Raw genomic sequence first — 24,206 nt, forward strand, 5'->3', positions numbered from 1 at the left:
CGCTGGTCGCCTGCATGCGCAAACTCATAACCATCCTCAATGCGATGCTTAAACATCGCACTCATTGGAGTGCTCCATGCCCAAATCCCGCTTGACTATCAACACAGTCGCTGCACCCAATGTTCAGGCCGCGCTCCGTGGTCGCGCGCGGCCTCCGTCGCGGGCACGCGGCCCCTGCACCCACAGCGAGAAGACACGAAAATCTGCGCAACGCATCTTTTCGCGACTACGCGATGGAAGACCCGTTGGCACGGGAGGCCAGTATTAAGAGACCGCGCGCGACAACGGAGCGCGGCGGTTAATACTGAGTGCAGGGCTCAGCCCTGCCCGTTGGCGGGCGCGGCCCCTGCCAACGGCTTAATACTGCGCTGCCGTCGCCACGGGCAGGGGTAACCCCAGCACCTTAGTAAGCAAGAAAAAATAAAGATGCGGGCTTCGCCCTGTTAGAAGGGGTAAAGGGGGAACGGGAAGTCGAGGACGTGGACGCGCGCGTGCATCGAACGCTGCGCTGTATGCCCGCGATGGCCGCTAGCGTGACGGATCGGCTATGGTCACTGGCTGAATTGTTGGAGGTCTGTCTATGACGACCGCGCGCCCGATGAAAACCCATCCGAGATTGCGTTCCCTACTCGCGTCTGCGATCGCCGCGCGGATGCTCATCACGCCCTACGCATTGGCTGCGCAACCGCTCACCCCCAAGCCGCTGCCCGCGCCGGTGCAGTCGCAGGCGCCTGGAATCCGCCCGCTCGGTCGTGGCCGTCAGACGGTATGGGGTATCCGCGTTTATGACGCAACCTTATGGGTCGTCGGCGACCGATTCACTCCCGGCCAGCCGCACGCGCTTGACCTCGAGCCCGGCAGGAGCGTCAGTGCCGATACTCTGATTAACAACGCGACGGACGAAATGCGCAGGCTCAAACTAGGCGACGCGTCGCAGATCGCAGCTTGGCGTCTGGAGATGAGGCGACTGGTACCGAACGTGAAGTCCGGCGACCAAGTAGTGGTGTTCTGCCCGAGCGAACCGAAGACGCTGGCATATTACAACGGAAGCATCCAAGGTGAGGTAGATGACGCAACCCTATGCCCCGCGATTATGAATGTGTGGCTTCACCCAAACAGCCAGCACGAAGCGATGCGAAAGTCGCTGCTCGCGCACTAACCTGTTGAGGATTACGCGGCGTTTTCAAATTAGGACACTGCCCGCGAGATGGGTACTGGCGTCACGGATCGGCTCTGGTCGCTTGAAGATGCGGTAGAAATCGTGGACGAATGGGAAGCGAGCCAGAAAGACAAAGCATTATGAAGATTCGACCATCGAACGTAGTGCGGTTCGAGCAACTGATGTACATCTCGCTTGGTATCGGCGTTATTCAATCGATTCTGCATTGGAATCGATCGGTGTCCAACGCGCGCGTGGCAGGCTTGGGCGGTGCGGGGTTCGTGCTTTTCATTCAGTTCTTTGTTCTTGCAATCATAGTGTTGTTTATCTGGCTAATTGCAAGGCGACGGAAAAATTGGGCGCGCTGGGTCTGGCTAAGTTTGTTCATTCTAGGACTACCGTTTGCTTTCCCCGAACTAAGCCGATTACTGCGTAGCGGTCTGATCGTGGCAACTCTCGTGTGTGCGCAGAACCTGGCGCAGATCGTCGCCCTTTATCTGATCTTCACTGGCAATGCTCGCGAATGGTTCGCCCGAAATAGTGCCGTCCAGCCTCGCCCGGTGTAATCCGGCTTGGTCCGAGTCCATCTCGCCGATATTGCGTTAGATTCAAACTGAGACACTGCCGCCAGATGCGGCGTATTGATCGGTAGTGCGGCGGTTGCTAAAGTCGCATATGGCGCATCTGATTAAACGGACTGCGTACCAAAACTGAATGCAGACTTGAGCCCGCGGGAAATCCGCGGGCTCTTTTTTTATTTCTCACCCCAAGGAGGGTCATCCAATGGCGTATCAAGAGCTCCGCGAAGCACTTACCTTCGACGACGTACTCTTGCTCCCGCAATCGTCCGACCTGCTGCCGGCGAATTGCGACGTCTCGACAGCGTTGACGCCAAAAATCCGCCTGCGTATCCCGCTCGTGTCGAGCCCGATGGATACCGTCACCGAATCGCGCACCGCGATCGCAATCGCGCAGATGGGCGGGATCGGCTTCGTGCATCGCAACCTTTCGATCGAAGAGCAGGCCGCCGAAATAGAGACCGTCAAGAAATATGAAAGCGGAATGATCGTCGATCCGATCACCGTCAGCCCCGAACAGAAAATCGGAGAGGCGGTGGCGGTGATGGAACGCTACCGGATTTCCGGGCTGCCGGTGGTCTCGGACGGCCGGCTGGTCGGAATTCTGACCAATCGCGATCTGCGCTTCGAACGGCGGCTGGACAAGCAGGTGCGCGACGTGATGACGAGCAAAGTGATCACCGCGCGTCCGGGGATCGACCTCGAACACGCCAAGGAACTCCTGCAAGCGCATCGGATCGAGAAGCTGCCGCTGGTCGACGACCAGAATCGGCTGCGCGGGCTGATCACCGTCAAGGACATGGACAAGGCCATTCGGCATCCCCACGCGAGCAAGGATCAGATGGGGCGGCTGCGGGTCGGCGCGGCGGTCGGAGTCGGTCCGGAGCGCGAGGCGCGGGTGGCGGCGCTGCGGCGCGCGGGCGTCGACGTAATCTGTATCGACACGGCCCACGGGCATACCCGCAACGTGATCGACGCGATCAAGGCAACCAAGCTCGAATGGCCCGAGGCGGAAGTCGTGGCCGGAAACGTCGCGACCGGCGAGGGCGCCAAGGCGCTGTGCGACGCGGGCGCCGATGCGCTGCGGGTCGGAATGGGGCCGGGATCGATTTGCACGACGCGAGTGGTGTCGGGAGTCGGGGTGCCGCAAATCACGGCGATAATGGACACGATCGCGATTGCCGAGCCGCGCAATATCCCGGTGATAGCCGACGGCGGAATCCGCTTCTCGGGCGATATCACCAAGGCGATTGCGGCCGGCGCGACCAGCGTGATGATCGGCTCGCTGTTCGCGGGCACCGAGGAAAGCCCCGGCGAGACGATTCTCTACCAGGGGCGTACGTACAAACTTTATCGCGGGATGGGATCGATCGGCGCGATGAATGAGCGCACCGGAGACCGCTACGGGCAGCTCGCCGTGGCCGAGGGCAAGCACGTGCCCGAAGGAATCGAGGGCCGCGTACCGCATCGAGGGTCGCTCTCCTCGAATATCGAGCAGCTGGTGGGCGGGTTGCAATCCGGGATGGGATACGTGGGCGCGGCGAACCTGGCGGAGCTGCGCAAGCGGGCGCGCTTCGTCAAGGTCAGCGACGCCGGAATGCGCGAGAGCCATGTGCATGACGTGTTTATCACCAAGGAAGCGCCGAACTACCGGCAATAGCAGGCAGGGGTGACCCCTGCACCCAATGTTAAAGCAAAGATGCGGCCTGACGGCCGGTTAGGATTTTTTTGTGTCATCCTGAGCGAAGCGAAGAGTCCCGGATCCGGGATTCTTCGCTACAGCAACTTTCGCTCTAGAATGACACGGGCGGTGCGCGGGCAGGGGTGACCCCTGCACCGCAGGGCTGAGCCCTGCCCTCAGTATTAAGGCCGTGTTCCGTTGTCGCGCGCGGCCCCTGCCAACGGCCTAATACTGCGCGGCCTTCGCCACGGCCACTGCGTCTGGCTGCGACCCGCTCGAACCTGCGGTCGCGGCGTGTCAGAATCGTCGCCATCAAGGCGCGCGGCGATCCGGCAAAATGACAGAAAAAAAGCGACTGAGGGTGGGCGTGCTGTTTGGAGGCCGCTCGAGCGAGCATGAAATTTCGCTGCGCTCCGCGCTGACCGTGATGTCGGCGATGGATCCGGCGCGGTACGAGATTGTTCCGATCGGGATTGGCCGCGACGGGCGCTGGTATCTGCAGCACAACGCGCTCAAGCTGCTCGCCGAAAAGACGCCACATCTTGCGGCGCTTGACGCCGGCGGCACGCAGGTGACTCTGCTGCCGCATCCGGAGGGACAATCTCTGGTCGCGACGCAGGCAGACGGCGCGCGCGGCGCGGTGACGCTCACATCAGATGCGATTCCAGGCGCGCTCGACGTGGTGTTCCCGGTGTTGCATGGCACCTACGGCGAGGACGGCACCGTGCAGGGGCTGTTCGAGCTGGCGGGGATCGCATACGTGGGCGCGGGCGTGCTCGGCTCGGCGCTCGGGATGGACAAGGACGCGCAAAAGCGCATCCTGCGCGACGCCGGGGTCGCGGTGGTGAAATATTTCGCGATCGATCGGGCCGACTACAATGAAACGCCGGGGCTTGGGGCGCGGCTGGCGCGAAAGCTTGGCTATCCGGTGTTCGTCAAGCCCAACGCGCTGGGATCGTCGATCGGAATCAGCAAGGTGAAGCGCGCCGCGGATCTCAACGCCGCGCTCGACGACGCTTTCCAATACGATCGCAAGGCGCTGATCGAGGCCTCGTGCGAAGGGCGCGAGCTGGAGTGCTCGGTGCTGGGCAACGATCGTCCCGAAGCGTCGGTTCCCGGCGAGGTGCTGGTCAAGGGCGCGCATGAGTTTTACGACTACGAGTCGAAGTACGTCGATCCGGAAGGCTCCGCGATAAAAATTCCCGCCGACTTGCCGCCCGCCAAGGCGAAGAAGTTGCGCGCGATGGCGGTGTCGGCGTTCAAGGCGTTGTCGATCCGCGGGATGGCGCGGGTCGATTTTCTCGCGAGCCGCGATTTGCGCGAGATCTACGTCAACGAGGTCAATACCATCCCCGGCTTCACCGCGATCAGCATGTATCCGAAGCTGTGGGAGGCGTCGGGCTTGCCGTTGGACAAGCTTATCGATCGGTTGATCGAGTTGGCGCTGGAAGAGCATCGCGAGCGCGCCTCGCTCAAGATCACGTATCATCCGAAGTCGCTTGCGAAGTCGCTTGCCAAGTCTCCCGCAAAGCCCGGCGACTCGGCCGATTAGATGGCGACGGGGCGGCTACTGATTGCGACTACGAATCCGGCGAAACTTGCAGAGTACCGATTGATCCTGCGCGGCCTCGGGATCGAGCTCGAACTGGTGTCGCTCGCCGAGCTCGGAATTTCCGAGACTCCCGAGGAGACGGGAGCGACGTTCATCGAGAACGCGTTGATCAAGGCGCGTTTCTACTTCCAGCGCGCGCGAATTGCGACGCTGGCCGACGACGGCGGACTCGAGATCGACGCGCTTGGCGGAGAGCCCGGCGTCCGGTCGCATCGATGGCTCGGTTCGGGCGGCGATGATTCGGATCAGGCGCTGGTCGATGAAGTTATCCGGCGGATGAAGGGCGTCGAGGCCGGGCGGCGGACGGCGCGAATCCGCGCCGCGATCGCGTTGATCCACGAGGAGGGCGGCGCGATCCGCGAGCATACGGCGGATGGCACAATCGAGGGTACGATCGCCGAGCGGGCGTACTCCAGAATTCGCGCGGGGTTTCCGTATCGGGCGGTACTGGTCATTCCCGGGCGTAACTGTTATCTGGGCGAACTCGGCGATGAGGAAGAGGCACAAATCAGCCAGCGGCGGATTGCGGTGTCGAGGTTGCGCGCCGAGCTGGAGCGGATAGCCGCAGGCCGCACGGCATAACTATTATGATCGAGGAACGCGGGTTAAGATCGCCCGAGCAAAAGGTGAGGCGCAAGCGCAAGGGCAAGGTCGTCGTGTTGCATCTGGCGGCGCGGTACCCGTTCGCGGGGGTGATCTGGCAATTGGTTCATCACTTGTTGGGACTGAGCCAGCTTGGCCTCGACGTTTACTACATCGAGGATTCTCGCGCTTACGTGTACGATCCGACGATCGAAAGCGCCACCACGGATCCGTCGCGCAACCTGAAGGTGCTGGGCCGCGTGCTCGAGCGCTTTGGCTTCGGCGAGCGGTGGGCTTTCCTGGACTCGGTGAAGGAGCAATACGTCGGGATGTCGCGCGAACGATGCATGGAACTGTTTCGCGACGCCGACGCGGTGATCAATCTGTGCGGCGCCACCGAGCCGCGTCAGGAGCACGAGCGCAGCCGCTGCCTGGTGTATCTCGAGACCGACCCGGGAGTGATGCAGCTCGAGCTCAAGCGCAAGATTCCGACCACGATGGCGTTTGCCAAATCGCACAAATTGTTCTTCACGTATTGCTACAATATCGGCGCGCCCGATTGTCTGCTGCCCACCGCCGGCCTGGATTGGCATCCGACGCGTCCGCCGGTGAGTCTCGACCAGTGGCATCCGGGCGTCGGAGCGGCGGAGCCGGCGGCGTTCACGACCGTCGGCACGTGGCAGAATAGCGGCAGCGACATGGAAATCGCGGGCGAGACCTACTACTGGTCCAAGCATCTGAATTTCCGCAAGGTGCTCGAGGTCGCGGCGCGCGCGAATCAGCCGATCGAGATCGCCACCAACCTGAGCGGCGGCGCCGACTACGAACGCGCGATCGCCGGCGGATTCAGGCTGACGCCGGCGGTGCCGATGTCGCTCGACGTCGATGCCTATCGCGAGTACATCAGCGGCTCGCGCGGTGAGTTCACGGTCGCGAAGGACATCTACGTGAGGCCGCGCACCGGATGGTTCAGCGATCGCACCGCTTGCTACCTGGCGGCCGGACGTCCGGTGGTCACGCAGCGGACCGGGTTCGAAAAGTTCATTCCCACCGGCGCCGGGCTGCTCGGGTTTGACACGCCGGACGAGGCGGTCGATGCGATCGGGGAAATCAACGCCGACTATCCGCGCCATGCGCGTGCCGCGCGCGAGATAGCCGTGGAGTATTTCGACGCGGTGAAACTGCTCGACGAAGTCGCGGTGGCGGCGGGGATCTGAACGATGGCTCCGACACCCCTTCAGACGATGCTGGGATTGACGGCGCTGCACCACGATTTGCGCGGCTTCGTCGAAAGCGTGCTGGTCCTGGCAGCCCTGCTGGGCGCCTTTGCCGTGCGCCGGCGCCGGCGCGCCGTGACGGCGACGACGTTCCTGCTGCTGGCGGGCAGCGTGTTCATCGACGCAGCTTCGCGCTTCTTCCCGGACGAGGCGATCGCCGAGAAGATCGCCGTCGCGGCCTTCGTACTGTTCCTGTTCGGCGTGATCCGGCTGGTGCTCGAGGCCGTCGACGCGGCGACGCGCCGCGGCAAGGTCCACTTCTCGACCATCGGCAAGGACATGCTGATGCTGGTGTTGTGGTTCGCGGTTCTGATGGTGGTGCTGTACACCGACTTTGGGGTGCAGCCGCTCTCGATCCTGACGACCACGACGGTGTTCGCGGCGGTGCTCGGTTTCGCGCTGCAGGAGACGCTGGGCAACATCTTCAGCGGCCTGTCGCTCTCGATGGGGCGCCCGTTCGAGCCGGGCGACTGGATCCGCAGCGGCCAGCATGTCGGGCGCGTCAAGGGAATCGCGTGGCGCGCGACGACGATCGTAACGCGCGCCAACGAACGGCTCGAGATTCCCAACTCCGTGATTGCCAAGGACACTCTGTTCAACTACACCACCGGCGCCGTGCGCGACGAAATTGCAATCGGAATCAGCTACGGCGTGCCGCCCAATCATGTGCGCGAAGTCGTGCTCACCCTGCTGCGCGATGTGACGCAAGTGCTGCGCGAGCCGCCGCCCGAGGTGCTGGCGTGGGAATACGGCGATTTCTCGATCCAATACCGGATCAGATACTGGATCGGGGACTACGGCGTGCAGGAATACGTGCGCGATCGCGTCGCGTCGGGGCTGTGGTACGCGCTGAGGCGCCATTCGATCGAGATTCCGTTCCCGACCCGCACCGTCCATGTGCGCGATGCGCGCCAGGACCAGGAAGACCGAGCCGACGCAGACCTCGAGCGGGAACTGATGGCCGACCTGCGCCAGGTCGATTGGTTGCGCGGCCTGAACGAGGACGAGCTTCGGCTGCTGGTGCCGACCGTCGCAGTGCGCCAGTTTGGCGCGGGCGAGATGCTGATACGCGCCGGCGAACAAGGCGACTCGATGTTCATCGTGCGCAGGGGAACGGCCGAAGTTTTCGCCGTCACCGCCGACGGCCAAACGCGCCACATCGCCAACTATAGCCGGGGGGATTTCACCGGCGAGATGGCACTGATGACGGGCGACCCGCGCAGCGCAAGCGTGCGTGCGATCACCGACCTGGAAGTGATCGAGATGGACCGCGAGGGATTCGCGCGGCTGTTCAAAGAGCATCCCGACGCGGCGGCCGGCATCGGGGATATTATTGCGGTACGAAACCGGGACCGTCTGGAAAAGCTCTCATCGGGCGCGACGATGGACGGCAAGGGCGGGCCGCATCGATGGTTGCTCGCCAAAATGCGCGAGGTGTTCGACTTCTGATCATCCCCGGCGCTAGGCGATTGCGGCCAGCGCGACTTGAAGCTCGCGGAGATTTCGCGACGCCGCGAGCGCGCTGACTTCGCGCGCGTATTGTTTGATCGCACTGTCGCCGGTGCCCCAGCGCGCAGGATCTTCCGGATTCAGCCACACCACGCCACGGCAAGCCCGCACCATCTCGCGGACCAGGTCGGCGCGCGCGGGCAGCCGGTTGTTGCGGCCGTCGCCCATGATCACGACGATCGCGGCGCGAGTCAGCAATCCGGCTCGGCGCTCCCAAAGCTCGCCGAGCACGCGGCCGAAATCCGAGCGCGCGTACAGGTCCAGCGCGGGCGTCATTACCAGGTGTCCATCCTCGAAGTCCGCCTCGGCCAGATGGTCCACGTACACGAAACTGCTGACGCGGCGAAAGCATCCGCGCGCGCCCGCCATCAATTCAAGCATCAACTGCGCCGCGTAGCGGACGGAACCCGAGATGTCGGCCAGGATTACGAGATCGACATGGCGCGGACGCCGCGCGCGAAAGTTGAGATCGATTAGCGCACCGCCGCGTTGCAGTGCCGCGCGAATCGTGCGCCGGAAATCGATTCTGCCGGTTCGCGCCAGGCGCAGCCGCCGTCCCAGCCGAATCCGGAAGCGGCGAATCAGCGGCGCGAGCGCGTCGCGCGCCTCGTCGTAGTCGAGGTCGGAGAATTTGTCGAACGGCGTCCGCTCGATCGCGCGGATTCGCGCGACGCGCGCCGCGTCGATGTCGGGCGTGGGCGATTCCTCGCGCGCCTGTGCCTCGCCGCGCTCCTGGCGGGCGCGCATCCGATCGGAAAGTCGCCGGGCATCTTTGCCCGGTTCGGCGTCTTTTCCCTTTTCAGCGCCGTGGCGGCGCGCCGCCGCTGCTTGCTTTGCAGGCTTTGCTTCTGACGGCAGCGATTTCTCTTCGCGATCGCGCGCGAGCGCATCGTCGCTCGGCAACGCAAACGGATTCTCGCCGGGACGGCCGCGGCCGCCGGCAGCGGAGACCTGTTCGCCGCGATGGTCGGGATGCTCGGCGCGATTTGCCCGTGGCGCGGCGAAAAAACGGTTGAACGATTCGTCGAAGATCGCGCGGTCGGCTTCGTCTTTGATCAACGCCGCGGCCAGCGCCTCGTGCATCCGCGCGCGCTCGAGCCCCACCGCCGCGACCGCGTTCATCGCATCGATCGATTCCGCCACCGAGATTCTGACGCCGGCGGCGCGCAGCGCGGCGATGAAGCCGACGAGCTGATCGCGAAGCGGGGACATTCAGCAACGCCGCCGATTTATCGCCGGTGCGGCGCGAGCGCCGAGGCTTTCGACTCGACCTTGACGCGATCATCCTCGTGCTTGAGCAGCACGCCCAGCGCCGTGCGCACCGCGTCGGAGTCCAGTTCGCGCACGCCCAGGCGCACCAGCGCGCGCGCCCAGTCCAGAGTCTCCGCAATCGACGGAGGCTTGCGAAGCCCGAGTTTGCGAATCGCGCCGACAAAACGCGCCGCCTCGGCCGCCAGCTTCGCGTCGAGCTCGGGCACCTTGATCTCGATTATTTTTCGCTCCTGCTCGGTGCCCGGAAAATCGATGAACAGATGCAGGCATCGGCGGCGCAGCGCCTCCGACAGTTCGCGCGCGCGATTCGAGGTCAAAATCACCGCCGGCCGTTCGTGGGCTTTCAACGTTCCCAGCTCGGGCACGCTTACCTGGAAGTCGGAAAGCAATTCGAGCAGGAAGGCCTCGAACTCCTCGTCGGCTTTGTCGATCTCGTCGATCAACAATACGACCCGGCTCGGCGCGGTGATTGCTTTGAGCAGCGGACGCTCGAGCAGGTAATCACGCGAGAAGATGTGCTCGTTGAGTTCCTCCCATCGCAGCCCCTGCTGCTCGCCGGCCTGCATGCGCAAAAGTTGTTTCTGATAGTTCCATTCGTAGAGCGCGCGCGCCTCGTCGAGTCCCTCGTAACATTGGAGCCGGATGAGTTCGGTGTGGAGGATTTCCGCCAGCACCTTGGCGACTTCAGTCTTGCCGGCGCCGGCGGGACCCTCGATCAGGAGCGGCTTTTCGAGCGCGAGCGCCAGGAAGATTGCCGTCTCGACGCGCTCGTTGGTGACGTACAGGGCGCGCCTGAGGCCGTCGGAGATTTGTTCGCGCGTCAACATCACCTTAGAATTCCCTCGGCTCCGCGTGCGCTGCGCCTCGGGGCGCCTGCGGCGCTGCGCTGGGAAGCGCCCACTTCGTGTGCTTGCCTGCCGTCAGCGGCGATTGATCGCGCGTCAGCATCAGCTTTAATTTCCCTCGACTCCGCGTCCGCTCCGCCTCGGGGCGCCTGCGGCGATCCGCCCGGAAGCGCCCACTTGGTGTGCTTGCCTGCCGTCAGCGGCGATTGATTTTCGGGGCGCGGCGGCGCTCCAGAAAAATCCGCGCGCGATGCTTGAGCCCGTCGCGCTCGTCGCGCGGAGCCGCACGTATCTCTTCGGTGCAGGCCGCCAGCTCGACGCACAGCCGCTCGACGTCAACTCCGCCGCGCGCGGGCTTGAGGTCGTCGAGCGCGAGCATCGCCTGCGACATCAGGTTGATCGACGCCTGCCGGCCGCCGCGTTCGAAGCGCAGATGGAGCGCGGCGGCAATCTGATTGAAGGCCACGATGAGCGGCTTCAAATCGTGGTCGTCGCCGGCCGCGTGCGACGCCGTCTCGAACATCTCGGCCGCCTCGAAATAGGCGCCCCGATTGAATGCCGCGATCGCGTCGGCAAACTTTCGCTCCAACTGTAGCATGTTGATGGACTGACAATATTAGTGTCGCAAAGCCTCGGCTAGAAGGCCATTCGTCCGGTGGGCGCTTTCTGCGCAAGAGCTAAGGGGGTAAAATAGGTTCGGAGTGCCGAGAACAACTGTGAACGAGCTAGGCCGACCAGCAAGACGGATTCCCGGCATCGGAGGCGGTGAAATCAACTACCGCCGTCGTCAGTTTATTCGTGGAAAAGCAAACGAATTGATCCTGAAGCTGTGGCAACTCGAAAAGAGCAGACGGGGACCCGCGCTCAGGTTTCGCGAGCTTTTGCCGCTCCAACCGAAGCAGATTGCCATCGAATTGCTCTTGCTCGAATATGAGGAGCTTGAGGAGATTGGCTATTTGTCGATTGGGCCCCTGCGGGTAACACTTGCGGGCCTTCTAGATCGCGATAAATCGCTGATAGCCGTTTCGGCCAGATTGAGTTTGGAAATTAAGAGATTCACGGCCGCACACGAGATTGGGCACTTCGTTCTTCACCCGGAAATTACTAGCCTGCGGGAAGATCCCCGTACCGATACTGCGATTCGAGCTCCATTACGGTCGGTAAAGGAAAAAGAGGCTGACCTCTTTGCCGCTGAATTGCTGATGCCCGAGAGGTTCTTCAACCAAGTATTTGCGAATCTATGGGGCGATGACGACATCGACTGCGATCACTTAGACGACAACCATGCGTATTACTTGACGCAGGGAGAACTGTCTCCGCTGGAAATATCGAAGCTTAGCCGCCTAGAAAGAGCAAAGCTCGTTGCTCGCCAGATACCGATGACGACCGCGGATGCGCTGCCGATGGCGGAAATATTCGGAGTTTCACCGACAGCAGCCGGCATACAACTTCTCGACTCCGGGCGGGTGAGATGACGCGGCAATCGTCGCAGCCCGATAAGGATTTGCTAGAGACGTTCCTGCTCTGCAACGATCCGATACTGCTCCTCACCTAAGGGTCGCGCTTTTCCAAATTTCGGTTGTTCGTTGTAGAGCTGCATAAGAATGCTCTTATGCGGCCGCACCTTGCTCAGCGGGCACTTGTGATATTCGTCGAGCGACTCGTCGCAATAGCCCATGCGATTCTCGCCGCACTTGGGCTGCAGAAACACGGCGATTTCCGGCAGCACGCGCTTGATTTCCGCGCGCATCATCGCGACCATCCGGCGGATTTCCCACTGCGCGCGCACGCACAGGCGCAGATCGCAGATGTGCAGCATCTCGGCGAAATTCACCATCACGTGAAAATTCGTCGGCGCGGCGTTGGGCAGCACGAAACGCGCATCCTCGGCTGGAATCCCCGCTTTCAACGCCTTGGCGTAGAGCTCGGAGGTCTGTGAAAGCAAATCGGAAAATTCACTCTCCAGCCCTGCGCGCGACCACGAATCCGGCAGCACGAAGGCGAGCTTGTCGCGCTTGAATTTCACATAGCGCTGACTCTGCTGCTCGAAGCTGATTCCGATCCGATGGCGGACGAACTGATGCGACAGCGAGCGCGACACGTTTGCGATTGCGAACCAGAAAACGATTTGCTCCAGCGGAGAAGCGTGGCCGGTCTTCAGCCGCTCGGTGATGAACTCGCGAATTTTCTCGTGGGTAATTTTCTTGGACTTAATGTTTTCCCAGACTTCGATTGGCGTCTCGGAGGAATAGCAGGTGCGAAACGCCGCGTAGAGCTTTTCCAACGGCTCCTGAGCGTAATCTATCAGCTTAACCCGCATCTCGATTTGATTGCCCACCTCGCTTCCCCTCCTCCGCAGCCCAGATCTCGAATGGATGCGTCGCTTGGGGATACTACGCGATGACCGATGGTGAGTCATAATCGTTCCAAGGAGGTTATCGACAATTCCCGTACGTGTATTATCCACAACTGTTGATTGCCAGAGAAACGGCAGATATCGAAGGCCTCTAGCTCTCGGACTACTACGATTACTACATTCGGTTTTGAACTCGACAGCGGAGTGTGCATCGGATGACATTTGCCAGTGGAGTGGCGCCGCAGCGCGACCGCATCAGGGGGCGTCGGCCCTTAATCCACAACACGTTTCGATTGCGCCAACGACGCCAAAGTGCGACATTCGCCGTTTAAAGCCGCCGTGTCTACTATTTCTACAATCGACGCCATCTATCGGCATCTCCTGAAGCGATACCTGTTCCGCCGCGATGCCGAGCGTGCGCATCGGACGATGCTGCGGATGCTTGCGGCGATGCCGGCTTTTTCGGCGCCGCGGGACAAGCCCGAGCTCGGAGTCAAGCTGTGGGGAATCGATTTCTCAAACCCGATTGGGCTGGCGGCCGGAATGGACAAGGACGCCGTCGCGGTCCACGGATGGGAGACGCTCGGATTCGGCTTTGCGGAGTTGGGAACGATTACGCCGCGCCCGCAGGCGGGAAATGAAATACCGCGGATATGGCGGGTGCCGGAACGTCGCGCGCTTATCAACCGGCTCGGGTTTCCCAGCGAAGGGATGGAGGCGGTCGCACCGCGACTCGAGCAGCTTCGCAAGGCCGGAGTTTCGATTCCGCTTGCGCTCAACTTCGGGCCGAACAAGGACACGCCGCTTGAAGGGATTGCCGCCGACTATGGCGCCCTGATCGCGCGGCTTGGGCCGCTGGCCGATTTCATCGTCGTCAACGTGAGCTCGCCGAATACGCCCGGGCTGCGCAACTGGGAATCGCCGAGAAAGATGAGTGAGCTTTTCACGGCGATACACGAACATGCCGGCAAGTTGCCGCGCCCGACGCCCGTGCTGGTGAAAATCTCGCCCGACCTGGAACGCAACGAGCTGTTTCGAATTTGCGACAGCGCGCCCGCGCTGGGCATAGATGGAATCGTCGCGTGCAACACAACTGTCGCGCGCGAGGCCGTCGGCGTCTCGTCGCCGCACCCGGGCGGACTCAGCGGCGAGCCGATCCTGATTCGCACGCGCGAGTTGATCCGCGACATGTATACGCACACCCGCGGGAAAATCCCGATCATCGGCGTCGGCGGAATCGCCAGCGCCGAGGATGCGTGGCTGCACATCCGCGCTGGCGCCTCGCTCGTGGAGCTTTACACCGGGCTGGTCTACGAGGGTCCGGGCCTGATCGCCAGAATCAAAACGGGACTGGCGGACTTGCTCCATCGCGGCGGATTTCGTTCTATTAGTGAAGCGGTCGGAATCGACAGATAGGTCCGCGCGCGGCGGAGGCGATTTGAACCAGGGAAAAACTGCCCGCGACGAGGGCAAAACAGAGTTGCTCGTCGATGCGCGATGGCTGCGCGAGCATCGCGACGGCGCCAGTCTGATCCTTATCGATACGCGGCCCGTCAAGGATTTCCACGGCGGGCATCTAAGCGGCGCGCGACACTTCGATCCGTTCGCGTTTCATCATACCGACACCTCGGAGCGCGGCATCGCGGAGTTCGGCGCGCAGCTCCAGTGGATATTTTCGGCGCTGGGAATCACCGGCCGCGAGACCGTCGTGTTTTACGAGAATGAATCCGGAATGCGCGCGGCGCGCGGCCAGTGGGCGCTCGAATACGCCGGACATCCAAAGGCCCGAATGCTCGACGGCGGACTCAAGGCGGCCGGTGAAACGTTGACAACCAGGGTCGACAAGTTCGCCGCCACGGACTTCGAGCTCAGTGCGCGGGCGGAAATTCTCGCGACATATGCGCATCTGCTTGACCGAATCGGGCGTCCCGGCGTGCAAATCTTCGACGTTCGCAGCGATGAGGAATACTTCGGCGAACGCGTGCGCGCGAAACATGGCGGCGCGATTCCGGGCGCGCTGCATCAGGACTGGACGGCGGCGCTCGCCGCCGATGGAACCGTGAAATCACCCGCCGAGCTGCGCGCCCAGTTCGAAGCCCTCGGGCTGGATCCTGCCGCCGAGATAGTGACGTACTGCCAGGGCGGATACCGCGCCGCGCACGCGTACCTCGCGCTCAAAATTGCGGGCTATCCGAAGGTGAGAAATTATCTCGGGTCGTGGGCGGAATGGGGAAACCGCGACGACCTGCCGATCCAGCATCCACGGCGCAAATAGCGGGACGCGTCGATGCCCGCGATCCTGATTCTCGCCGGCTTCGAGCCGTTTCGCGGCGAGCGCATCAATCCGTCGTGGGAAATTGCCCGGCGGCTCGACGCCGAGGTGATCGGCGGGCTGCGGATAAAGTCGCTGCGCGTGCCGGTTGGATGCGCCAGAGCTGCGCGGCTAATTACCGGCGCGATCGCGCGCTGGCAGCCTCGCGCGGTGATCGGACTGGGCGAGGCGGGCGGCAGGCCGGCGATCTCACTGGAAAGGATCGCGATCAATCTTGCCGACGAACGCGGCGCGCTTGCCAAGAGCGGCGACCCGGGCTTCACGCCAGTCGTTCGCGGCGGTCCGGACGCGTACTTCTCGCGATTGCCATTGCGCGCGATCATCCGCGAACTCGATCGCAAGGATATTCCCGCGAGCGTTTCGCTGACGGCCGGTGCGTATGCGTGCAACGCGCTGATGTATGCGGCGCTGCACAGTCTGCGGCGCAAGCCCGGCGTCCCGGTGGGATTCATCCATCTGCCGTATGAGGCGCGCCAGGCCCGGCGGCATCGCAACCTGCCCAGCATGGCGCTTGCGACGATGGAGAATGCGGTGCGCATCGCGATCGCCGAGACCGCGCGCTCGATCGGGTGACTTGCGGCGGCGCGCTTACTTGATCGCGACTGCGTTGGGAGGCGAGGCGATGCCGCCCTCCAGATTCATCGGCGCCGACACCAGCATGAATTCGTAACGCTTGTCGGCGGCGCAATCCACTGCCAGTTCCTCAAGGTTGAACTGCTCGCCGATAGGCAGGCCGAGCAGGCATAGCGTGCGGTAATGCAGCGCGCCCTCGTCGGAGAAATCCCACGGCCACGGCTCGACGGCGGGACAATCCGTGCCCACCGCGGCGAGCCGATGATCCCAGAACCATTCGACCATCGCGCTGCTGTCCTCGATGCCGCAGGCCTTGAGCGCGCGCGCCGGCGCCATCGCGGCCTTGTGCTCCCGTGACGCGGCCACGTACGTCTGCATCCAGCCGGTACGAATCAGCAGGATCGTGCCGGGCTTGAGCTCGACGCTTTGCGCGACGGCGGTCTCCTTCAAATCGTCGAGGCTGTATTTTTCCGAGGTGAGCGGATCGATCGTGCGGCCGTGCGAGATGCGGTAGCGAAACGCGTCGAGCAGGACGGCGCGGCCGACGAACTTGTTGGCCCATTTGTGGATGCTCAGGCGACCGCCCGGCCCGTCCTTGATCTCGCTGGATTTCACTCCGTTGTAGAACGCCTTGTAGCGCGGGCTGCCGACATGGGCGAGGCCGTCCCACTGGCTTCCTTCCTGCGTGTTGTAGCTGTCGAGCGAATCGTCGAAACCGAGCAGGCCGAAACGCTCGAAGCTCATGATGTTGTGCTTGGCGGGAGGCCGGGCGAACAGGGGAGGATTGGCGTAATTGATTTTGGTATCGAGCCGGAAGACCATGCCCTTGCGCACCAGGCGCGCGGCCTCGATTACGCCTTCGGGGGTCAGGAAATTCAGGCATCCGAGTTCGTCGTCGTCGCCAAACAGCCCCACGAAGATTCTTTGGGCTTGTCGGGTCTGATCGGGAGTTCGGAGAAGCGGGGGACCTTGTTGAGATCGATCTTGGCCATCGCACCAGCTCCTTGGCGGAAATTGCGGTCACTCAGGGCGTCCATTCGTAGAGCACGTCGGCTTCGCGCTCCATGTTAGTGGCGCCGTCGGTAAATTTCTTTGCGATGAAGCCGCGCGCCTCGTAGAAATGGCGCGCGGGAGTGTTGCGCTGGAACGCCCACAGGCGAAGACCGGCGGGGCGAAGTTGCCTGGCGTGCGCGAGCATCGCGCCGCCGACGCCGCGGCGCTGATCGGCGGGGGCAACGTAAAACTGATTGACCTCGTCGCCGTCGAGCACCAGCACCGCCACGATTCGCCCGCCAACCTCTGCAACCCAGGTCTCGTGCTCCGGCACCATCCGATCGATCACAAAGGAGCGAATCTCCGCGTCAGTGCCGACCGTGAGGAGGTAGGCGGCGGCACCGCGCCGCGAGGCGATATACACCGTCGCGACTTCGACCGCATCGGCAGCCGTCGCGCGGCGGAAGGTGACGGGTTGCTGCGAGGTGTCGTGCGAAGCCATTAATGCCGGTCCCCGCCCGAGCGCGGCGCGGTATTCTGGATCAATTGAAGAAATTATTCTAACGCACGCGTGCGCCCCTACAAATTCATCTGCACGATCGTCGCGCCCGCGCCGCCGTGATGCGGTTCGGCGACGCGAAACGACGCGCAATACGCCGACGCGGCCAGGTATTCGGTCACGGCTTTCCTCAGCGCGCCCGATCCAATCCCGTGGACAATCCGCACCTCCGCACGATTGGTCAGGAAGGCGGTATCGAGAAATTCCTCGAGCTTGCGCAGCGCGTCCGTCGTTCGCATCCCGATCAGGTTCAGCTCGGCGCCCTCGCCGCGATCGGCGCTGAAGATGACGGTCGCCGTCTTGATCCGCGCGGGGCGAGTTTCAGGCGCGATCGCCGCCGACCTGCGCAGGCGCTCGGGCGCGACTTCGATCCTGAGGCCGCCGCGGCTGATCACGGCGCGTCCCGATTCCAGGACAATCAATTCGCCGCGGATGTCGCCAACCTCGACGCTATCCCCGACCTTGAGCGGCGCATCGGAGTCCGCCACGGCCTGGGCAGCCGGCGCGAGGTTCTCGATTTTCGCCGACGCCCTGGTGATGAACCCCTTCAAGTCGGTGCGCGATTTCGTCCGCGCTTTCAGCTCGTCCATCAGCGCCGCACCGTCGCGCCTGATCTCCTCGATCAGGTCGGCGACTTCGGCGCGCAGCCGCTTGCGTTCCAGCTCGGCGCGCTCGCGCGTTTTTTCAGTGTCCTGAAGAACTTCCTGCTCGACGCGGGCCAGGCTGGCCTCGCGCTCGCGCAACTTTTCGGCCTGCGCATTGAGTTTGACGCGCTCGCCGTCCAATCTTTTCAGCGCGTAGGTGAGCTCGAGCGTCCCGGCGCCCATCGATTGCTCGGCCGCGCTGATTATTTCCTCGGGCAACCCGAGCCGGCGCGCGACCGCGAGTCCGTAACTCTGCCCGATGGTATGCGGCCTCAGCCGATATAACGGGGTGAGGCGGTCGGCGTCGAAATCCACGGCGGCGGCCTCGAACCCGGCTTGAGAATATGCGTGGAGCTTCACCGCGGTGGAATGCGTCGCGATCGCCAGCATGCAGCGCCGCGTCCCGAGATGGTTCATCAGGCCGATTGCGAGCGCCGCGCCCTCGGCGGGATCGGTGCCGGCGCCCGGCTCGTCGAGAATCACCAGCGCCGGCTCGACGAGCGATCTGATTATCTCCGACAAGTTGGCGATATGGCCGGAAAAGCTCGACAGGTTGGATTCGATGGACTGTTCGTCGCCGATGTCGGCGAACACGCTGCGAAAAACCGTCGCCTTGCTGCCGGCGAGCGCCGGAATCAGCACCCCCGCCTGCGCCATCAGGGACAGCAGCCCGACCGTCTTGAGCGCGACCGTTTTCCCGCCCGTGTTCGGCCCCGAGATGACGATGCCGCGCTGTCCGGCCCCGATTTTCACGTCGATCGGGATCACCTCGCGGCCGCTGGTCATCAGCAGCGGATGCCGCGCGGCGATAAGGTCGATTCCCTCGTCAACCAGCTGCGGCTCGACGCATCGAAACCGCTCGGCGAAAATCGCGCGCGCGTTGAGCGCATCGAGCGCCACCATCGCGTCGAACGTGAGTTGCAATTCAGGCGCGTATCCGCCGACCATCGCCGTCAGCTGCGCGAGGATTCGGGTCTCTTCCGCCTCCGCTTCGCGCTCGAGCATCATCAGCCGGTTGTTCAGCTCGACCGCCCACATCGGCTCGACGAACAGGGTCTCGCCCGAAACGCTGCGGTCCTGCACGATTCCCTCGAATCGTTCCGCGTAGTTCAGCTTCATCGGCAGCACGAAGCGGCGGTTGCGAATCGTCACGATGAAATCGGATACGAATGACTCCATGCCCGACGCGTTGAGCGAGCGCAGCAGGCGCGCTTCGAGTTCGGCGCGCTCGTCGCGCAGCCGGCTGCGCAGACGTTTCAGCTCGCGGCTGGCGTCGTCGAGAATTCCGCCGTCGTCGGCCAGCGCACCGAGCATCGCGTCGGCCAGTTCCTTCGGCGCGAGCAGGTTGTGCACCAACGCCGCGACCTGCGGGAAGCGCTCGACGCGCGAGCGCATAAAGCCGCCGACGTGGCGCGAGCCCACGATAAAATCGCGCACCTTGACCAGCGCTTCGCCGCCGAGGATCGCGCCGGCGCGCGCCGCCGCCAGCAGGTACGGCCGCTGATCGGTGAATTCGGCGATCGGGATCGAGCCGGCATGCGATCTCAGAGCCACCATCTCGGCCGTCGAATCCAGCCGGCGGCGCACTTCGACGGCGTCGATCGACGGGCGCAGTTCGGCGGTCGCCGCGCGCGCCGGCTCGGAGGCGCAAAACTCCATGACGAGGTGAATCACCTTGTCGAACTCGAGTGCTTTCAGATCGCGTTCCCGCATCGCATCGGAGCCGCGCGGCTTTTTGCCTATTGGCCCGGCCCTCAGGCTAATATCTAGCCCAACTTTGGTCCGCAGGCATCACGGATTCTCAAGCACGCATCAAGGATACTCAAATGGATCGGATCGAATCCCGGCTGGATACCAACTCCGAAGAGTTTCGCCGCAACCGCGACGCGATGGACTCGCTGGTCAGGCGCCTGCGCGACGAAATCGAGCGGATTCGCCATGGTGGTTCCGCTCCCGCTCGCCAGCTTCACGTCGAACGCGGCAAGTTGCTCGCGCGCGATCGCGTAAAGAAACTTCTCGACCCCGGCAGCCCGTTCCTCGAACTGTCGCCGCTGGCCGCGTTTGAGATGTACGACGGCGACTCGCCGTCGGCGAGCATCATCACCGGCATCGGTCGAATCCATGGGCGAGAGACCGTGGTCGTCGCCAACGACGCGACCGTCAAAGGCGGCACCTATTTTCCGATGACCGTGAAGAAGCATCTGCGCGCGCAGCAAATCGCGATCGAGAATATGCTGCCGTGCGTTTACCTGGTCGATTCGGGGGGCGCCTTCCTGCCGCTGCAGGCCGAGATTTTTCCCGATCAGGATCACTTCGGGCGGATCTTTTACAACCAGGCGCGGATGTCCGCGATCGGGCTGGCGCAGGTCGCGGTCGTGATGGGCAGTTGCACGGCCGGCGGCGCGTACGTGCCCGCGATGTGCGACGAGAACGTCATCGTGCGCGAGCAGGGAACGATCTTCCTGGCCGGGCCGCCGCTGGTGCGCGCCGCAACCGGCGAGGAGGTCAGCGCCGAAGATCTCGGCGGCGGCGACGTGCATACGCGACTCTCCGGCGTGAGCGATCACCTGGCCGACGACGACGAGCACGCGCTCCAGATCGCGCGCGCGATCTTCGAGAATCTTGGGCCTCGCACCGCCGCCGCGATCGCGCAGGACACCCCCGAGGATCCGCACTACGATCCGGCCGAACTGTACGGCATCATCCCGGTCGATACGCGCCGGCCCTACGACGTGCGCGAGGTGATCGCGCGGCTGGTTGACGGGAGCAGGATGCATGAGTTCAAGGCGCGTTACGCGACCTCCATCGTCACCGGCTTCGCGCGAATCCACGGCTATCCCGTCGGCATCGTCGCCAACAACGGCGTGCTGTTCAGCGAATCCGCGCTGAAGGCCACCCACTTCATCGAGTTGTGCTGCGCGCGGCGCGTCCCGCTGCTCTTCCTGCAAAACATCACCGGCTTCATCGTCGGCAAGCGCTACGAACAGGGCGGCATCGCCAAGGACGGCGCCAAGATGGTCAACGCGGTCGCCAACGCGCAGGTGCCGAAGTTCACGGTGATCATCGGCGCGTCGAACGGCGCGGGAAATTACGGGATGTGCGGGCGCGCGTACTCGCCGCGATTGCTCTTCATGTGGCCCAACGCGCGGATCTCGGTGATGGGCGGCGAGCAAGCCGCCAACACGCTGCTCACGGTGAAGCTCGATCAGTTGAAACGCGAAGGCGCCACGATGAGCGACGCGGAGCAAAAGGAATTTCTCCGGCCCACGCTCGACAAGTACGAGATCGAGTCCAGCGTCTATTACTCGAGCGCGCGGTTATGGGACGACGGGGTGCTCGATCCGGCCCAGACGCGCGCCGCGCTGGCGCTGGGGATCGCGGCCTCGATGAACGCGCCGATTGCCGAGCACCCCGGCTTCGGCGTCTTCAGGATGTGAAGGTGGTTTCCGGTAGCTTCGATTCCCCGGGGATCGCGAAGGTCAACGCCCGAAAAACGCGTAGCTCCTTGGCGCGTGCTCCTTAAGGTATTTGCGCAGCGATTCGACACCGAGGTTCCGAGCCGTGGTTTGCTGCCGACCGCCCGGGCGGTTCTCTTCGACCCACCATCGGTTTTCATCCAGCCTGATGTAGACCTTGCTGTTGTTCCCGACCGCGGCGCTGCCGCGATTCCCAAATTGGTCCAAACGCAGGCCGAACTCGTTCATCAGCTCCTGCCAGTAAATCCAGGTTAAGCGAACGGTGGACGTCGGTGCCGCGGCACGAACCTCCCGGGGCTTGATTTCATAGCGGTCCATCAGCGCCTTCAGCAGGCGGCGCGCAGTCGCTTCCTCTGCCGCCCCGGCTCCGTTTTCGGCATTGACCCTGCGCAACAGCGCGATTTTTCGCCGTGCGTCTTCAGCCTTCATCGAAACACTTCCCCACCTCGGTCGCCGATGCTGTGATGGCTAATATGAGTAGATGAAGTGCATATGCATGTCAAGAATTCTAATAACGGATCCAAATTTTTAGCGGTCCGCGGGACAATTGTGGTTCGCTCTCACCCCAGGAAATGCACTGCGATGACGACGTTGGTCACCGCGAAAGACGCCGGGATCACCCATCGCGAGTACTTGCGAATCCGCAGCCCGATGTCGCGCCGCGCCTCCGAGCGATGCGTCACGTGGACCGTCATCAGCTCGACCACCGCGAGGAAAACGTAGATGTAGCACTCGAGGAAAAACGCATCGATGTACGTCAGGTAGGGCAGCCGCGGCATCGTCGCGGAGATCGCAAACGCGAAGGCAATTACCGTCAGAATCGTCGTGACCGCGACCTGGATCTGGTTGGACAGGTCGCCCGTCTCGATCCAGAAAACCGCCCACGACAAAAACACCATCAGCAATAGCGGCAGGAACACTTTCCACAAATAGAAGGTCGAGCGCCGCCCGACGTCGATTTCGAACCTGGCTTCCGGCATGGTGAAGCCGCCGTAGGTCGGCGCGACCAGCAACTCCGAGTGCATCGAGGTCAGATGCCACTGCGCCAGCGAGGAGAAGGTCTTGAATTCGGCGGCGCTCCACGTCGAGATTTTGTCCAGGCTGAATTTTATCCGCGGTCCGTCCGCCAGGAAGGGGTGAATGATGACAATCAGCCGCTGCTGATCGAACGGGAAGCGTCTCAGCGCGAACTTCGACGACAGGCTTGCGATGAAGCGCTCCGTGTACCTCACCGTGCCGTCCGGGCTTACCACGATCGCGATTTCGTCACGCGAGCGGGGCGCCGCGGCGTTGATCATCTCCAGTTGAGGCACCCAGATCTGGCCCATCGCGTAGTTGCGCAACTGGTCGTCAGGTCCCCCCGGCGTATAGGCGAGCCGCTTGTCGATCCATCGCGCATACAGGTAGCCGTCGAGCTGAAACTGCTCGCTGACTTCGTCGATCGCGGCGATGTTGATGACGTGCAGGCCGAGCACGACCTCGATCGGCTTGCCGTTTTCAAATGGCGGTTGCAGGATCGGATCGGTCGCGATGCCGGTCGGCGTTGGCGCTGCGCGACCCGGCGACGGCGACAGTAGCGCGCCGACTACGATTGCCAGCGCAAAGGCAACGATCCCCCGCCGCATCCCGGCTCAGCCTTCCGGTGCAAGCATTTTGTCGGCGCGCACCAGCCGGTCGAACTCCTCTCCCTTGAGCAAGTTCAACGCAACCGTGGCCTCGCGCAGCGTGATTCCTTCGGCGTGCGCCTTCTTGGCGACCTTGGCCGCGTTGTCGTAGCCGATATGCGGGCTCAGCGCTGTCACCAGCATCAGCGAATTTGCGACGTTGCGCCGCAGCTGTTCGCGATTGGGCTCGATTCCTTCGACGCAGTACTTGCTGAACAAGACGCACGAATGCGCCAGCAGCATCGTCGAATGCAAAAAATTGTGGATGATGATCGGTTTGAAAACGTTGAGCTCGAAATTCCCCTGCGAGCCGGCCATCGTGATCGCCACGTCGTTGCCGATCACCTGGATGCAGACCATCGTCATCGCCTCGCTCTGGGTCGGGTTCACCTTGCCCGGCATGATCGACGAACCCGGCTCGTTCTCCGGCAGGATTAGTTCACCGAGCCCGGTGCGCGGTCCCGAGCCCATCCAGCGGACGTCGTTGGCGATCTTCATCAGCGAAACCGCCAGCGTCTTGAGCGCTCCAGAAGCCGCCACCAGCGCATCGTGCGCCGCCAGCGCGGCAAACTTGTTCGGCGCCGACTTAAACGGCAGCCCCGTGTACGCCGCGATTTTTGCCGACACGCGATCGGCAAACTCGCGATGCGTATTGAGCCCGGTGCCGACCGCCGTGCCGCCAATGGCCAGCTCGAGCAAGTCCGGCAGCGCGGCTTCGATGCGCTTCAAATCGTAGTCGAGCTGGGCGACGTAGCCCGAAAATTCCTGCCCCAGCGTCAGCGGCACCGCATCCATCAGATGCGTGCGGCCGATCTTCACGATGTCGGCGAACTTGTCGGCTTTGCGGGCGAGCGCGTCGCGCAGCTTGCGCATCGACGGAAGCAGGTCGTGGGTGACTTCCTCGGCCGCCGCAATATGCATCGCAGTCGGAAAAGTGTCGTTCGAGGACTGCGACATATTCACGTCGTCGTTGGGATGGATCGGCTTTTTGCCGCCGAGCACGCCGCCGGCCATCTCGATCGCGCGATTCGAGATGACTTCGTTGGCGTTCATGTTGGTCTGCGTGCCGCTGCCGGTCTGCCAGATGCGCAGCG

At 63.1% G+C, this 24,206-nt stretch carries 22 protein-coding genes; 12 read left to right on the top strand and 10 right to left on the bottom strand.

Translation table 11 applies throughout. The features are described from left to right. The first annotated feature begins 580 nt into the window (after positions 1-580). From ABSB13_RS12145 to ABSB13_RS12175, 7 genes are all read left to right on the top strand, one after another. On the top strand, positions 581-1,159 hold the full coding sequence (locus tag ABSB13_RS12145; protein ID WP_428108756.1) for a chalcone isomerase family protein: 579 nt from the start codon (positions 581-583) through the stop codon (positions 1,157-1,159). Positions 1,160-1,299: 140 nt separating this feature from the next. Beyond that, on the top strand, positions 1,300-1,725 hold the full coding sequence (locus tag ABSB13_RS12150; protein ID WP_428108759.1) for a hypothetical protein: 426 nt from the start codon (positions 1,300-1,302) through the stop codon (positions 1,723-1,725). 217 nt (positions 1,726-1,942) lie between these two features. Further along, complete coding sequence (gene guaB / locus ABSB13_RS12155; RefSeq protein WP_428108762.1) at positions 1,943-3,397, top strand: IMP dehydrogenase; 1,455 nt, start codon at positions 1,943-1,945, stop codon at positions 3,395-3,397. Between the two features lie 358 nt (positions 3,398-3,755). Further along, entirely contained in the window at positions 3,756-4,970 is a 1,215-nt protein-coding gene (locus ABSB13_RS12160) for a D-alanine--D-alanine ligase family protein (protein WP_428108764.1), read from the top strand. Further along, complete coding sequence (locus ABSB13_RS12165; protein WP_428108765.1) at positions 4,971-5,612, top strand: non-canonical purine NTP pyrophosphatase; 642 nt, start codon at positions 4,971-4,973, stop codon at positions 5,610-5,612. It abuts the gene before it with no gap. Positions 5,613-5,617: 5 nt separating this feature from the next. Next, entirely contained in the window at positions 5,618-6,829 is a 1,212-nt protein-coding gene (locus ABSB13_RS12170; protein WP_428108768.1) for a glycosyltransferase, read from the top strand. Positions 6,830-6,832: 3 nt separating this feature from the next. Continuing rightward, positions 6,833-8,338 carry a cyclic nucleotide-binding domain-containing protein gene (locus ABSB13_RS12175; RefSeq protein WP_428108771.1) on the top strand — a complete coding sequence of 502 codons (1,506 nt, stop codon included), beginning with the start codon at positions 6,833-6,835 and terminating at the stop codon, positions 8,336-8,338. Between the two features lie 12 nt (positions 8,339-8,350). On the opposite strand, the gene ABSB13_RS12180 is transcribed toward ABSB13_RS12175, so the two are convergent. The 3 genes from ABSB13_RS12180 to ABSB13_RS12190 form a co-directional block, all read right to left on the bottom strand. Then, entirely contained in the window at positions 8,351-9,610 is a 1,260-nt protein-coding gene (locus tag ABSB13_RS12180) for a VWA domain-containing protein (protein ID WP_428108773.1), read from the bottom strand. A gap of 17 nt (positions 9,611-9,627) precedes the next feature. Beyond that, positions 9,628-10,497, bottom strand: a complete 870-nt coding sequence (locus ABSB13_RS12185; RefSeq protein WP_428108775.1) for an AAA family ATPase — start codon at positions 10,495-10,497, stop codon at positions 9,628-9,630. Between the two features lie 214 nt (positions 10,498-10,711). Further along, complete coding sequence (locus ABSB13_RS12190; protein ID WP_428108777.1) at positions 10,712-11,113, bottom strand: DUF309 domain-containing protein; 402 nt, start codon at positions 11,111-11,113, stop codon at positions 10,712-10,714. A gap of 118 nt (positions 11,114-11,231) precedes the next feature. On the opposite strand from ABSB13_RS12190, the gene ABSB13_RS12195 reads away from it, so the two are divergent. Next, complete coding sequence (locus ABSB13_RS12195; protein WP_428108780.1) at positions 11,232-11,990, top strand: ImmA/IrrE family metallo-endopeptidase; 759 nt, start codon at positions 11,232-11,234, stop codon at positions 11,988-11,990. Between the two features lie 32 nt (positions 11,991-12,022). On the opposite strand, the gene thyX is transcribed toward ABSB13_RS12195, so the two are convergent. Further along, on the bottom strand, positions 12,023-12,853 hold the full coding sequence (gene thyX / locus ABSB13_RS12200; protein WP_428108782.1) for an FAD-dependent thymidylate synthase: 831 nt from the start codon (positions 12,851-12,853) through the stop codon (positions 12,023-12,025). A 357-nt stretch (positions 12,854-13,210) separates the two neighbouring features. Between thyX and ABSB13_RS12205 the strand changes: the two genes are divergently transcribed. From ABSB13_RS12205 to ABSB13_RS12215, 3 genes are read left to right on the top strand one after another with little or no spacing between them, the layout of a single operon-like run. Then, positions 13,211-14,287 carry a quinone-dependent dihydroorotate dehydrogenase gene (locus ABSB13_RS12205; protein WP_428108784.1) on the top strand — a complete coding sequence of 359 codons (1,077 nt, stop codon included), beginning with the start codon at positions 13,211-13,213 and terminating at the stop codon, positions 14,285-14,287. A 22-nt stretch (positions 14,288-14,309) separates the two neighbouring features. Then, positions 14,310-15,146, top strand: coding sequence for a sulfurtransferase (locus tag ABSB13_RS12210; RefSeq protein ID WP_428108787.1), 837 nt, complete (start codon positions 14,310-14,312; stop codon positions 15,144-15,146). A 12-nt stretch (positions 15,147-15,158) separates the two neighbouring features. After that, positions 15,159-15,776, top strand: a complete 618-nt coding sequence (locus ABSB13_RS12215; protein ID WP_428108790.1) for a pyroglutamyl-peptidase I — start codon at positions 15,159-15,161, stop codon at positions 15,774-15,776. Positions 15,777-15,791: 15 nt separating this feature from the next. Here ABSB13_RS12215 and ABSB13_RS12220 read toward each other — a convergent pair whose 3' ends face one another. The 3 genes from ABSB13_RS12220 to ABSB13_RS12230 all read right to left on the bottom strand — a co-directional run bounded on the left by ABSB13_RS12220 (position 15,792) and on the right by ABSB13_RS12230 (position 19,685). Next, the gene (locus ABSB13_RS12220; RefSeq protein WP_428108792.1) at positions 15,792-16,691 is read right to left on the bottom strand and encodes a cyclase family protein; all 900 of its coding nucleotides are present in this window, start codon (positions 16,689-16,691) and stop codon (positions 15,792-15,794) included. A 109-nt stretch (positions 16,692-16,800) separates the two neighbouring features. Next, entirely contained in the window at positions 16,801-17,271 is a 471-nt protein-coding gene (locus ABSB13_RS12225; protein WP_428108795.1) for a GNAT family N-acetyltransferase, read from the bottom strand. A gap of 77 nt (positions 17,272-17,348) precedes the next feature. Then, positions 17,349-19,685, bottom strand: a complete 2,337-nt coding sequence (locus ABSB13_RS12230) for an endonuclease MutS2 (protein WP_428108797.1) — start codon at positions 19,683-19,685, stop codon at positions 17,349-17,351. Positions 19,686-19,798: 113 nt separating this feature from the next. On the opposite strand from ABSB13_RS12230, the gene ABSB13_RS12235 reads away from it, so the two are divergent. Further along, positions 19,799-21,409 (top strand): carboxyl transferase domain-containing protein, encoded by a 1,611-nt coding sequence (locus tag ABSB13_RS12235; RefSeq protein ID WP_428108800.1) that lies wholly within the window; start codon positions 19,799-19,801, stop codon positions 21,407-21,409. Positions 21,410-21,451: 42 nt separating this feature from the next. Here ABSB13_RS12235 and ABSB13_RS12240 read toward each other — a convergent pair whose 3' ends face one another. The 3 genes from ABSB13_RS12240 to ABSB13_RS12250 form a co-directional block, all read right to left on the bottom strand. Beyond that, positions 21,452-21,877, bottom strand: a complete 426-nt coding sequence (locus tag ABSB13_RS12240; protein WP_428108802.1) for a hypothetical protein — start codon at positions 21,875-21,877, stop codon at positions 21,452-21,454. A 131-nt stretch (positions 21,878-22,008) separates the two neighbouring features. Continuing rightward, on the bottom strand, positions 22,009-23,073 hold the full coding sequence (locus tag ABSB13_RS12245; protein WP_428108804.1) for a ligand-gated ion channel: 1,065 nt from the start codon (positions 23,071-23,073) through the stop codon (positions 22,009-22,011). 6 nt (positions 23,074-23,079) lie between these two features. Further along, the coding region (locus ABSB13_RS12250) for a class II fumarate hydratase (RefSeq protein WP_428108807.1) at positions 23,080-24,206 on the bottom strand (1,127 nt) is incomplete at its 5' end.

The organism is Binatus sp. (SeqCode) (assembly GCF_050013435.1).
In the GTDB taxonomy this organism is placed as follows: domain Bacteria; phylum Desulfobacterota; class Binatia; order Binatales; family Binataceae; genus Binatus.

What these genes read in the sequence shown, in the direction of transcription:
- ABSB13_RS12145 (WP_428108756.1), top strand. Translation starts at nt 581, where the DNA reads ATGACGACCGCGCGCCCGATGAAAACCCATCCGAGATTGCGTTCCCTA.
- ABSB13_RS12150 (WP_428108759.1), top strand. Translation starts at nt 1,300, where the DNA reads ATGAAGATTCGACCATCGAACGTAGTGCGGTTCGAGCAACTGATGTAC.
- guaB (WP_428108762.1), top strand. Translation starts at nt 1,943, where the DNA reads ATGGCGTATCAAGAGCTCCGCGAAGCACTTACCTTCGACGACGTACTC.
- ABSB13_RS12160 (WP_428108764.1), top strand. Translation starts at nt 3,756, where the DNA reads ATGACAGAAAAAAAGCGACTGAGGGTGGGCGTGCTGTTTGGAGGCCGC.
- ABSB13_RS12165 (WP_428108765.1), top strand. Translation starts at nt 4,971, where the DNA reads ATGGCGACGGGGCGGCTACTGATTGCGACTACGAATCCGGCGAAACTT.
- ABSB13_RS12170 (WP_428108768.1), top strand. Translation starts at nt 5,618, where the DNA reads ATGATCGAGGAACGCGGGTTAAGATCGCCCGAGCAAAAGGTGAGGCGC.
- ABSB13_RS12175 (WP_428108771.1), top strand. Translation starts at nt 6,833, where the DNA reads ATGGCTCCGACACCCCTTCAGACGATGCTGGGATTGACGGCGCTGCAC.
- ABSB13_RS12180 (WP_428108773.1), bottom strand. Translation starts at nt 9,610, where the DNA reads ATGTCCCCGCTTCGCGATCAGCTCGTCGGCTTCATCGCCGCGCTGCGC.
- ABSB13_RS12185 (WP_428108775.1), bottom strand. Translation starts at nt 10,497, where the DNA reads ATGTTGACGCGCGAACAAATCTCCGACGGCCTCAGGCGCGCCCTGTAC.
- ABSB13_RS12190 (WP_428108777.1), bottom strand. Translation starts at nt 11,113, where the DNA reads ATGCTACAGTTGGAGCGAAAGTTTGCCGACGCGATCGCGGCATTCAAT.
- ABSB13_RS12215 (WP_428108790.1), top strand. Translation starts at nt 15,159, where the DNA reads ATGCCCGCGATCCTGATTCTCGCCGGCTTCGAGCCGTTTCGCGGCGAG.
- ABSB13_RS12225 (WP_428108795.1), bottom strand. Translation starts at nt 17,271, where the DNA reads ATGGCTTCGCACGACACCTCGCAGCAACCCGTCACCTTCCGCCGCGCG.
- ABSB13_RS12230 (WP_428108797.1), bottom strand. Translation starts at nt 19,685, where the DNA reads ATGCGGGAACGCGATCTGAAAGCACTCGAGTTCGACAAGGTGATTCAC.
- ABSB13_RS12235 (WP_428108800.1), top strand. Translation starts at nt 19,799, where the DNA reads ATGGATCGGATCGAATCCCGGCTGGATACCAACTCCGAAGAGTTTCGC.
- ABSB13_RS12240 (WP_428108802.1), bottom strand. Translation starts at nt 21,877, where the DNA reads ATGAAGGCTGAAGACGCACGGCGAAAAATCGCGCTGTTGCGCAGGGTC.
- ABSB13_RS12245 (WP_428108804.1), bottom strand. Translation starts at nt 23,073, where the DNA reads ATGCGGCGGGGGATCGTTGCCTTTGCGCTGGCAATCGTAGTCGGCGCG.